The 11,947-nt window shown below is 74.6% G+C and carries 5 protein-coding genes; 3 read left to right on the forward strand and 2 right to left on the reverse strand.

Going from position 1 to position 11,947, the window contains the following annotated elements:
• Positions 1-106 precede the first annotated feature (106 nt).
• From DB32_RS00665 to DB32_RS00675, 3 genes are all read left to right on the forward strand, one after another.
• On the forward strand, positions 107-307 hold the full coding sequence (locus tag DB32_RS00665) for a hypothetical protein (RefSeq protein WP_053230469.1): 201 nt from the start codon (positions 107-109) through the stop codon (positions 305-307).
• A gap of 131 nt (positions 308-438) precedes the next feature.
• Positions 439-5,052: a DUF7003 family protein gene (locus DB32_RS44875; RefSeq protein WP_053230470.1), complete on the forward strand. Its 4,614-nt coding sequence runs from the start codon at positions 439-441 to the stop codon at positions 5,050-5,052.
• 52 nt (positions 5,053-5,104) lie between these two features.
• The gene (locus tag DB32_RS00675; RefSeq protein WP_053230471.1) at positions 5,105-5,698 is read left to right on the forward strand and encodes a DUF1444 domain-containing protein; all 594 of its coding nucleotides are present in this window, start codon (positions 5,105-5,107) and stop codon (positions 5,696-5,698) included.
• Between the two features lie 15 nt (positions 5,699-5,713).
• On the opposite strand, the gene DB32_RS00680 is transcribed toward DB32_RS00675, so the two are convergent.
• Positions 5,714-8,119, reverse strand: coding sequence for a MopE-related protein (locus DB32_RS00680; RefSeq protein WP_053230472.1), 2,406 nt, complete (start codon positions 8,117-8,119; stop codon positions 5,714-5,716).
• Positions 8,116-11,367, reverse strand: a complete 3,252-nt coding sequence (locus tag DB32_RS00685) for a vWA domain-containing protein (protein WP_053230473.1) — start codon at positions 11,365-11,367, stop codon at positions 8,116-8,118. Before DB32_RS00685 ends, DB32_RS00680 begins: the two co-directional genes overlap by 4 nt.
• Between the last annotated feature and the right edge of the window lie 580 nt (positions 11,368-11,947).

Genomic DNA, 11,947 nt, shown 5'->3' on the forward strand with positions numbered 1-11,947 from the left:
GCCGTGTCGCGGAACGTCACGCCCGCTCGCTGCCAGCGTGCGACGTCCGCGCAAGAACGAACGAGAATTCGCTGTGGCGCGCCGCCTGCTATGCGGTCGACCCGACATGGAACGTCGCACAGTCCTTCGTCCTTCGAGCTCGGCTCCTTCGACCACCTCGCGCGAGGGCGACTCGCTCATCCATCGTCTGCTCGCGCCCTCCAGCGCGCCTCCGTCGCGGACCACGCAGACGCGCATGAAGCCCGCGTCGCGCAAGAAGAGCGACGCGCTCCCGCGCTTCCCGTTCTCGATCCGCCGCGCGCACTGAGCCCGAGCAAGGGTTGCGCGGGCGTGCGTCGATGCCCGCCGCAGATCGCGCGAATTCCCTCGTGAACACGGCGTTTCGCGCCCGGTCACGCAGCTTGCACCGCCCGCCCGCGCCTCGAAGGAGCGATCGAGATGCGGGACGAGCTGGACGCGATCGACTGGGCCGCGCTGGAGCACGCGTACGGACGCGCCGACGACGTCCCGCAGCTCCTGCTCGATCTCCGCAGCGACGATCCAGTGACGCGCGAGCGTGCGCGCTACTGGCTCGGCGGGACGATCGTCCACCAAGGCACGCTCTACTCCGCGACGGCGCCCGCGGTGCCGTTCGTGGCGCGGCTCGCGCGCGATCGCTCGACTCCCGATCGCGCGTGGATCGTCACGTATCTCCCGCGCCTCGCGGTGAGCGATCCCGACGCGTGGATCGCGACCGGCTTCGACGTGACCTCGCCGCGTTGGGGGAGCTACTTCGACGGCGACGAGGGCGCGACCTTCCGCGCCGCATACGACGCGGTGGATCGCGAGATCCCGACGCTGATCGCGCTCCTCGGCGACGACGACGCCGGCGTGCGCGCCGCGGTGCCCTACGCGATCGCGTGGTTCGCGCCGCGCGCGCGCGACGTGCGTGAGGCGTGCCTCGCTGCGCTCGCGCTCGAGCAGGACGCCACGGTGCGCGCGAGCCTGCTCCAGTGCGCCGCGCTGCAGGATCGTTACCTCGCCGAGCGCGTGTGCTTGCCTCGCCTCGACGACGCGATCTCGTCGAGCGACGAGCGCGTCGCGCTGGTCGCGGCGCACGCGCGGATCGCGCACTACGACGACGGTCCGAGCGCGTCGAGCGCGATCGAGCGCATCGCGGCGATCGTCGCGCGCGGGCTCGACCTGCGCGCGTGGGCCGGGCTGCCGTGGCGTGGCGGCGACCTCGGCGTGCTCGCGATCGACGCGCTCGGCGCGGCGAAGGGCACGCGGGATCGCCGCGTCGAGGGCTCGCTGTTCGCGATCGTGGAGCGACCGGCGGACGAGCTCTCGGACGAGACCGCGACGTCGCTCGCGCGCCGTGCGCTGCGGCCGCTGTACTGGATGGTCACCGATCACGCGCCGCCCGACGGCGGGTGGACGGCGAGCACGATCCCGCCGCGCCTGCGCCGCTTCGCGACCGCGATCGTGACGCGCCCGTTCCTCGCGGAGCCCGCGCTCTTCGACGCGCTGCCGGGTGACGGATTGCCCGGTGATCTCGATGTGTTGCGCGAGCGGCTCGGCATCGCGCGGCCGAGCGGCGCGCTCGACGTCGAGGTGATCGTCGGCGGCGTGGTGACGCCGGCGCGCGCGCTCGCGAAGGTGCTCACCGGCGGGGGCGGCGCGACCACGCTGCTCGGTGGCTTCGGCGGGATGAAGGTCTCGATGACGCCCGGGCCCGGCGCGCCCGCGTCGCCCGAGGAATCGCGCGCGCGCGATGCTGCGATCGACGCCCTCGCTGCGCTCGGCCGACGCGCGATCCCGGTGGCGTTCGCGCTCGCCGCCGAGGAAGGCGTGCCGTTCGCGCCGCTGCGCGCGCTGATCGATCGCGCGGTGCCGCACGAGCCCGCGGGCGCGCTCGAGGAGGCGCGCGTGCTCGCCGCGCGTCACGCCGAGGTCGGCCCGCCGCGCCGGACGACGAAGCAGGGCACGCAGATCGGCTTCCCCGCGCTCGTCGTCGCGCTCACCGCCGCGCGCCACGCCGCGACGATGCTCGCGCAGGAGCCGCCGCCCGAGCTCGACGCGATCGCGCGCGCGGCGATCCCCAGCGACGCGTTCTGGCCCGAGCTCGTCGCGTACCTCGACGTCGTGCCCGCGGAGCGACGCCAGCGCTTCCTGCTCGCGCACGCGGAGCGCGCATGGAAGCTCGGGTGGCGCGGCTACGACTTCCCCCACGCGCCGCGCGATCTCCTGCTCGCGCGCGCGCTCGGTTGGCTCGAGCCGGCGCAGCTCGCGACGTACGTCGCGTCGATCGCGCCGCTCGACGTGCTGCCCCATCTGCGCGGGCCGCGCGCGGCACCGCTGCTCGCGGCGCTCGTCCCGCGCATCGCCACGTCGATCGACGAGCAGAGCCGCTGGCGCAAGGACGACCTCGACGCCGAGATCGATCGTCACGCCGAGGCGCTCGCTGCGCTCGGTCACTCGGTGGCGCCGGTCCTCTCGCGCGCGATCGGCGATCGATCGCTGCCGCGGCGCGACGTCTTCGAGCGCGCGCTCGTGCTGCTGCCGTCGCGCTCGCAGGTCGCGTCCGCGCTGCGCGACGCGGCGGTGTCGTCGCTCGACGAGCGCGGGCTGATGCCGCTCGGCGAGGCGCGCGCGCTGCTCGAGGGCACGAGCGTGTACGAGCGCGGTGACGACGAGACGATCGACGGCAAGTCGGTGCTGTGCAGCGATCGCGTCTGGGCCGCGCTGCTCTCGCTCGAGAGCGCCGAGGAATTCGTGCGCACCGCGAAGCGCATCGAGCTCCGGTTCCACGTGCGGGGCCGCGAGAACACCGCGCTCGTGGAGCGCTACGGCGACGGCGTGCTGCCCTGGCTCGAGAGCCGCCTCGAGCGCGGCGTGATGCGCAACGTGCCGTGGTGCGTGGTGCCGAGCCTGCTCGCGATCGCGCGCCCGCGCGCGCTCGAGATCGCGCTGCGCACGGAGGTCGTCGATCCGCGCGTCTCCGAGCGCGACGGGCCGGCGCCGCGTCCCGCGCCGTTCGCGCTGGCGCGCGCGTGGATCGCGGCGCAGCGGGAGGGATACGCGACGCTCGCGTTCCTCGCCGCGTCGGGCAACCGTCGCGCCGAGGCGCTGCTGCGCGAGGAGTGGTCGCGCATCGGGCCCGCGGTGCGCGAAGCGGTCGAGACCGCGCTCGGCACGACGGACGCGCTCGCGCTGGCGCGCCGGCTCCGCCTGCCCGACACGCGCCTGCCCGCGCCGGTCGAGGCGGTGCTCGCGGAGGTCGCGCCCGAGCCGATCGCGCGCGGTCCGGTGTTCGGCATCGCGACGCTCGACGAGGCCGCGGCGCGCTTCGATCTGCCGCTGTGGGACAACGCGAACTACACGACGGGCGCGATGCGCGTGACCGGCTACGCGTCGCCCGAGGGCGACGCGCTGGTGATCGAGAGCATCGTGTGCTGGCCCGGCGCGGGCGAGTGGGTCGCGCGCTCGACGCGCGCGTTCGGCGCGGGCGCGCGCGGCGCGCGGCTGGCGAGCGACGCGCTGGTGCCGGCATCGGACCTCGACCCGATCGAGATCGACTCGGGCACGCGCGTCGACGGCGCGTCGAGCATGCTCGTGCTCTCGGGCGAGCGCGACGAGTCGGGCGCGTCGATCGAGAGCGCGCCGTGGGCCTCGCGCATGGTGCCGATCCCGATGCCGCCCGAGCACCACGTCGTCGCGGTCGACGGCACCGACGTGCACGTCACGAATCGCCTGCCGCGGCGCTTCGCGGACGCCGACCTCGCCGAGCTACGGCGCGTGACGCCCCACGAAGGGATCCTGCTGCAGCTCTGCGAGCACCATCGGCCGCTGCTCTTCGCGAGCGACGCGAAGCTTCGCGAGACGGCAGGAATTCCGCGCGGCGCGCGCCGTCTCTTCGCGTTCGACGACGTGCGATGGCCCGCGGCGGGAGAGCGCGCGAGCACCTCGCTCGACCTCGTCGCGATCTGCGAGGCACTGCGCACGAGGCGCGCGATCCGGCGCCTGCCAGGACCGCCGAGCGGCGGTGCCGCGCCGTGGATCGCGAGCGCGGCGAGGCTGCGCTCGTTCGCGGGGGGTGATGCGTGGCCCGAGGGCGACGATCCGGTGGATCGCGCACCGATCGAGCGCGGCCCGGGGGTGACGCCCTACGCAAGCCTGCTGCTCGAGCGCGGCTGGCCGCACGGCGTGCAGCTGCTGCACGACGCGGCGCACCACGCGCCGGGCGCGTCACGCGCGACCGCGGCCCACGTGATCGACGCCGTGGGGCCGGTGCTGCGCGTGCACTGGCCGCGCGGCGCGGCGACGATGCTCGTGCGCGCGGCGGGCGCGGTCGAAGATCGTTGGAGCTCCAACGATCTCGGCATCGCGCGCGCGCTCGAGGACGAGCGTGCGATGCATCCCGCGGAGGCACGCGCGTGCGTGCGTCGGTTCGTCGCGCACAGCGAGCGCGTCGCGCCGCACGCCGCGGCGGACGTGGTGCTGCTCGCGGAGGCGCTCGTCGGTGGGGCCGCGGTGGTCGACGGAATGGTGCAGGGGCTCGCGGCGCTCGGGGCGTGGGAGGACGATCGTCCGGCGCTCGCCGCGGCGGTGCGCGAGCTCGGCTTCGTGCTGCGCCGCATGCCGCGATCGGGCGCGGAGCGCGACGTCGCGTGGGCGCGCGCGCGGCTCGCTTCGCTCGGCCAGGGCGGAGGGCCGAACGACGTGGGGCGTGCGCTCGACCTCGTGCTGCACGGTGCGAGCGGCGCGGCGCGCAGCGCGCGATCGCAAGCGGACTGGGTGCACGCGGTCGACGACGTCGCGCGGGCGCGCGCCGCGATCCTCGATCCGCGCACCCCGCGCTCGGGACCCGACGCGCAGCTGCTCGCCCTCGCAGGCGACGCGCTCCTCGACGTGTGGATGGCGGACGTCGACGTCGTCGAGGACGCGACGTTCCTCGCGACGACGCTCGCGATGTTCGGCGGCGCGCGCGCGACCGCCGCGCTCCGGGCGCTCGCCGTCGCGCGACCGGAGACCGGGCCCATCGTCGCGCAGGCGCTCGCCGAGCGCGGGTGAGCACGCGCGCACGCTGGTGCCGCGTCCCACGCGCGTGCAGCATGGGCGACGCATGTGGTCCTGGCTCCGCGGCAAGACCGCTCCATCGATCGCCGAGCCGCCGCGCGACGTCATCGTCCCGCGCGTCTACGACGCGCGCCTCGCGGACGAGCTCGTCGGCGTGCTCGAGCGCGAGCGCGACGTGATGATCCTCGAGCCGCTCGTGGGCGAGCTGGTCATCGGGTACGGCTTCGACCTGCCTCGCCGATACCAGGGCGTCGCGCTGCGCGATCTCGAGCGGCTCGGCATCGCGACGTCGGAGCTACGCGGCGTCGCGACCGACAACCTGCTGCGCATGCTGGGAGACCGCGTCTATTGCGTGCAGGCCGGACCGCTCTTCGAGGTGCGGGTCGGGCATCATCTCGACGCGAGCACGCTCGTCGTCGACGCGTTCTGGGATGACCTCCGCGACGAGCTCGAGGCGGACGTCGTGGTGGCTGTCATCGATCGCGATCACGTGCTCGCGTGCTCGGTGGAGAGCACGGAGACGGTCGAGACGCTCGCGCTGATCGTCTCCGACGAGGCCGAGCGGTCCGGGCGTGTTCTCTCCGAGGATCTCCTGCTCTGGACCGGCGCTTGGGAGCTCCTCGACGAATCCGATGCGTGAGCACGCGCGCCGCTCTCACGGCGCGCTCGTCCGGCAGCACCGGAAGCCGACGCCCGGCGTCGCGTACGCGTCGCCTGCGACGACGAAGTCGAACTGGCACGTGGTGCCGCCGCTCGGGCTCGTGCTCGACCCGCCGCGCAGCGGGTTCACGCCGGCGGCGCGACGCTCGGTCCACTCGGCGACGTTGCCGCTGAGATCGTAGACGCGCGCGCTTCCCCAGCTCGCGTAACACATCGCGCGGGCGCCGGTCGCGAGCACGTCGTCTTGATCGCCCGACGCCGAGCCAGTGTCGTTCTCGTTGCCGTTGCACGTGCTCGCCGAGAACGTCGAGCACCCCGACGCGTACGACCACGTGCACGCCGAGCCCGCGCTCGTCTCGCACGCGCGCTCCCACTCGCCCTCGGTGCAGAGCCGCGCGCCGACGCTCGCGCACGCCGCCTGCGCCTGCGCGTACGTGACGTTCACCCACGGCCGCCGCCCCGGCTCGGAGCACACGCGATGGCTCGCCGACCCCGCGCTCGTCGCGCTCGCGTCGGGGCGCGACGCTTCGTACGCCATCACCCAGCGCGTGCCGAACGCACCGGAGATCGGCGTCCACTGGCCGGGTGCGCCTTCGTCGAGGCGACCGTCGCAGTCGTCGTCGCGATCGTTGCACGTCTCGGCGCTGCCTCCGCCGCCCGCGGGCGCGGTGCACACTGCCGCGCTCCCCGTCGCGTTGCACACGTAGCTGCCGGTGCGCCGGCACGCGCCGAGCTCGCCGTTGCTGCACGACGTGCCGACCTGCGGGAACGGATCGTCGACGCGCCCGTTGCAGTCGTTGTCGAGCCCGTCGCAGCGCGTCTCGCTCGCCTGGTGGGTCGCGGGGTAGTCGCAGGTCCAGCCCGCAGCGCCCGCGCATCGCGCGGTCGTGCCGGCGCAGACGCCGTTCGGATTGCAGAGCGCGGCGGGCGCGGCGACGCCCTCGTCGACGCGCGTGTCGCAGTCGTCGTCGCGCCCGTTGCACAGCTCGGCGCCCGCGATGCTGCACGCGAGCTCGCACCCGTTCGCCGGGTTGCGATCGGCGTCGACGTAGCCCGGCAGGCACGGGCCGATCGCGCAGCTGCCCGCGCTGCACGTCGCGACCGCGTTCGTGAACGTGCACACGCGACCGCAGGTGCCGCAGTTGCGCGGATCGATCGCGAGCGCGAAGCCGTCGTCGACGGTGCCGTTGCAGTCGTCGTCCGCGCCGTTGCACACCTCGAGCGCGGGGCCGGTCGCGCCGGCGCACGAGAGCGCGCCGCCCACGCACGAGAGCGCGCCTGCCGTGCACGCGCCGGTGTCGGTGCCGCACGACGCGCCGCCGCCGGGATTGCCCTCGTCGAGGCGCGCGTCGCAGTCGTCGTCGATCGCGTTGCAGCGCTCGGTGCTCGGGCCGACCGCGCCGACGCAGACGAGCGCGCCCGAGGTGCACTGCTCGCGGCCCGGCTCGCACGCGCCCTCGCCGCTGCCGCAGTAACGACCGCCCTCGGGGTTGCCCTCGTCGGTGCTTCCGTCGCAGTCGTCGTCGTCGCCGTTGCACACCTCCGTCGTGGTCGACACGCCTCCGGTGCAGGTGAGCGCGCCCGAGACGCAGCGCAGCGTGCCCGATGCGCACTCGCCGGCATCGCTCCCACACGCGCCGCCGCCGCCGGGATCGCCTTCGTCGACCCGACCGTCGCAGTCGTCGTCGCGCAGGTTGCAGGACTCCGTCGCGGGCACCGCGGGCGTGCACGCGTACTCGCATCCGTTGGTGCTCACACGATCGAGGTCGTGATGCCCGGGCTCGCACGCGCCGAGCGCGCACGCGCCGTCGACGCAGCTCGCCGCGGCGTGCGCGGCCCGGCAGACGCGGCCGCATGCTCCGCAATTCGCGGGATCGGCGGCGAGGTCGAAGTCCTCGTCGATCGTGCCGTCGCAGTCGTCGTCGCGGCGATCGCAGCGCGCGTCGCGCTCGTCGCTCGGCAGGCAGCGGTACTCGCAGCCGTTCGCGGGATCGCCGTCGAGGTCGACTCGACCGACGTCGCACGACTCGATCGTGCACGCGCCGGCGACGCACGCGCCGAACGCACCGATCGGAGCGCATCGAGCGCCGCACGCACCGCAGTGCTCGAGGCTCGTCGAGGTGTCGACGCCCTCGTCGGTGCGCCCGTCGCAGTCGTCGTCGAGCTCGTTGCAGCGCTCGACCGCGCCGCCGACGCAACCGTCCGGCTCCTCGCCGGCGTCGATGGCGGCGTCGAGCGCGACCCACGCATCGAGCCCGCCGTCGTGCGGCGCCGCATCGCCGGCGTCGACGTCACCGCCGTCGGCGACGCCCACGCACGTGAAGCAGTACGGGTCGAGCTCGCACGCGGTGAGCGACCCGCCGAGCGCGGCGATCGCGAGGACGCGCCCCACGCGGCTCATCGCGCACCTCCTTCGCCGGCGCGGCGCCTTCGCGCGCGTCTGCCGAGCACGAGCGCGAGCGCGACGAGGCCGAGCAGCGCAGGCATCTCGCTCTCGCTTCGCGCAGCACCGACCGCGCAGATCGCGCCGCCACCGCCCGCGGCGACCACGCGCACGTCGTCGTCGCCGCTCGTGCCCGCGTCGATGCGGCCGCCGTCGCGCGCGACGCCCGCGTCGACGTCGCGCGCTTCCTGGGCGCAGTCGCCGTCGATGCAGATCTGCCCGGCGGGGCAGCGCAGCGCATCGCACGGATCGACGCCGCACTCGCCGGTCACCGGCGCGCACACCGTCCCTTCGGGGCAGACGCGCCCGGCGCAGCGATCCTCGACGCAGTCGCCGCTCGCGGGATCGCACACCTCGCGCGCCGCGCACTCGACGTCGGCGCACCGATCGATCTCGCACGCGCCCGCGTGACAGCGCGCGCCGGGCGGGCACTCGACGTCGGCGCAGCTCGTCTCGCAGACGCCGGCGCGGCACGCGAGCGCGTCGTCGCAGTCGGTCGTGGCGCAGGGATCGGGCACACACGCGCCGGTCGCACGATCGCAGAGCTCGCCGTCACCGCAGCCGAGCCCGCGGCAGTCGTCCTCGACGCAGCGCCCGGTGGTGTCGCGCGGGTCGCACGCGAGCCCCGGCGGGCACTGCACGCCCGCGCACGCGAACGTGCACTCGTTGTTGCGGCACACGCAGCGCGCGACGTCGTCGCTCTCCGGCGCGCACGCGACCTCGCCTGCGAGCTCGACCGTCTCCGTCGCGCAGCGCGCGTCGTCGCAGCGATCCGCGACGCAGTGACAGACGCCGTCCTCGACGCGCGGGGATCGACCGGTCGGGCACTGGTACCCGAACTCGCCGTCGACGCACGGGCGCGCGCACTGGCAGTCGACGCACGCGCTCCCCGGCGGACAGAGGCTGCCCGAGGGCGGCGGCTCGTCGGTCGCGCCGTCGCAGTCGTTGTCGTCGCAGTCGCAGACCTCGACGTCGGGCGGGACCTCGCCCACGCAGATCTCGACGCCACCGACGCAGCGCAGCGCGCCCGCCATGCAGAGCCCTTCGTCGGCGCCGCACGTCGCGCCGTCCGCGAGCGCTTCGTCGATCCGGGTGTCGCAGTCGTCGTCGAGCAGGTTGCACGCCTCGGCCGTCGGGCCGATCGCGCCCGAGCACACGAGCGTGCCGCTCTCCGCGTCGCACACGTTCACGCCCGGGACGCACTCGCCGACGTCGCTCCCGCACGCCGCGCCGACCGGGATCTCGTCGTCGATCGCGCCGTCGCAGTCGTCGTCGAGGCCGTTGCACACCTCGGCGCTCGGGCCCGCGCCGCCGTCGCAGACGAGCGTGCCGCCGCGACATCGCGTGGTCCCGGCGGAGCACTCGCCGGTGTCGTCGCCGCAGGGCGCGCCCGCCTCGGGATCGCCCTCGTCGACGCGGGTGTCGCAGTCGTCGTCGAGCGTGTTGCAGAGCTCGCCGCGCGGACCGCGCGCGCCGCTGCACACGAGCGCGCCGCCGGTGCACTGCAGCGTCCCGAGGTGGCACTCGCCGACGTCGCTCTCGCCGCACGACGCGCCACCGCCGGGGTTGCCCTCGTCGACGCGACCGTCGCAGTCGTCGTCGTCGCCGTCGCAGACCTCGCTCATCGGTCCGACGCCGCCGGTGCAGGTGAGCGTGCCCGCGACGCAGCGCAGCGTCCCGCCGCGACACGCGCCCACGGTGCTCCCGCACGCCGCGCCGCTGCCCGGGTCGCCCTCGTCGACGCGCGTGTCGCAGTCGTCGTCGCTCGCGTTGCAGCGCTCGGTCGTGGGATCGATCGCGCCGATGCACGCGCCGTAGCTGCCGGCGGTGCACGCGCGCGAGCCGCGCTGGCACGCGCCGGTGTCGCTCCCGCACGGCTCGACGAAGCCGTCGACCGCGCCGTCGCAGTCGTCGTCGAGGCCGTTGCACGTCTCGGTGCGCGGCCCCGTCGAGCCGACGCAGAGGCCCCACTCGCCGCTGCCTCCGACGACACACGTCTGGGTGCCGGCGGTGCACTCGCCGACGTCGGTGCCGCAGGGCCGCGTGAGCGGTCCCTCGTCGACGCGGGTGTCGCAGTCGTTGTCGAGCCCGTCGCAGATCTCGGGCGCGGGCGCGGGGCAGCTGCACGCGCGCTCGTCGATCGCTCCGTCGCAGTCGTCGTCCGCGGCGTTGCACACCTCGGACGGCGCGGGCCCGCACGAGCCGCACGCGTTCACGAGCCCTTCGTCGATCGCGCCGTCGCAGTTGTCGTCGGTGCCGTTGCACACGCGCTCGCCGGGATCGGCGCACAGTCTCGGCGCGCTCACGCCGCCCGGGCGATCGCAGTAGAGCGTGAAGCCCTCGTCGATCCGGGTGTCGCAGTCGTCGTCGGCGCCGTTGCACGTCTCGAAGCGCGTCGAGTCCGCGATGATCTGCGAGAACGCGAGCGCGAGGCTCGTCTCGTCGGTCGCGTAGAAGCCGCGGCTCGCGCCCGGCGCGTCGGTGCCGCCCGCCGCCGCGATCGCCTCGATCGCCGCGTCGCCCGCGGGCACGCCGAACCCGATCACGTACGTGCGGATGTCGTACGTCGTGCCGCCGACGGTCGTCGATCGCAGCAGCGACGCGGCGCTGCGCGCGTCACCGCCGCACGTCTCCTCGCCGTCGGTCAGCAGGATCACGTTCACCGGGCGACACGCGCCGAAGGTGTCGCCGACGAGCGGGCTCGCACCGCCCGTGTAGTACGCGCGCGCAGCGAGGAGCGCGCCGCCGAGCGGGGTGTTGCCGCTCGCGACGAGCTCGGGGTCGGTGCCCGGCGCCATCGCGCTGCACTGGTCGCACGAGAAGTCGACCCACTCGAGGATGTCGCGCTGGTTGTCCGCGCGGACCGGCACGATCACCTGCCCGCTCGACGCCGTCGCGGTGCAGCTCGCGCTGCAGCTGCAGTTGCACGTGCCACCGGCGCAGCTCCGGCATCGCCCGCTGCAGCTCTGCGCGAACCGCTCGAGCCCGAACGTGACGTCGCCGTAGCCGTTGACGACGCGCTGGAGGACGCACTTCGCGTCGTTGAGGCGCACGCGCGGCTGCCCGCACGAGTTGTCGCCGCCTCCGGTCGACGCGTCCATCGAGCCGGATGTGTCGAAGATCACCAGGAAGTACGGCGAGACCGTGGCCTGCGCCTCGGCGACGTCCGCCGTCGCCCACACCGCGCAAGCCGAGACGAGCGCCACGAAATGCCAAGCCCATCGCGCGAAGCGCATGCAGCCAACCCCCCCTGCCGGTGCCGCGACACGACGCATCGCGCAGCACGCGAGGCGTGATCCCGCGCCTCAACTCCGCGCCGCGCCGTGCGTCTCCAAGTCCGATCGCCGTGCACACCGCATCGGCGTCGCGTGCTCGGGCTCACCGAGCAGATGCCGCGCGCGGGTATGCTCGCGGGATGGTGCGTCGTGACGCAGACGAAGGTCGAGCCGTAGGGCCGACGTCTGCGCGCTGCGCTTCTCCTGCGGGTGAGAGTCCCGCCTCGGTAGGCACCGGAGCGGCGAGTAGCAGGCCCCGGGCGTCGGGAGAGATCCCGTCGTCCCGAGCGGGGCGTCGAAAGCCCGTCAGGCAGCGAGAGCTGTGCAGCGGGGAGCAAGATCGCGGGCCGCAACATGAAGTGAAGCCTGCAGCCTCGTCAGATGAACAATCCGAGAGCCGAGCCGCTCATTTCACGGCGAAGGCCACGCTCGAAGCGTCTGTTCCGGAGCGCGCATCGAGTCTCGGCGGGGTATGGGGCGCAGCACGCGATCACGGAGAAGCGCGGAACAC

This window comes from Sandaracinus amylolyticus, assembly GCF_000737325.1.
Classification (GTDB): domain Bacteria; phylum Myxococcota_A; class Polyangia; order Polyangiales; family Sandaracinaceae; genus Sandaracinus; species Sandaracinus amylolyticus.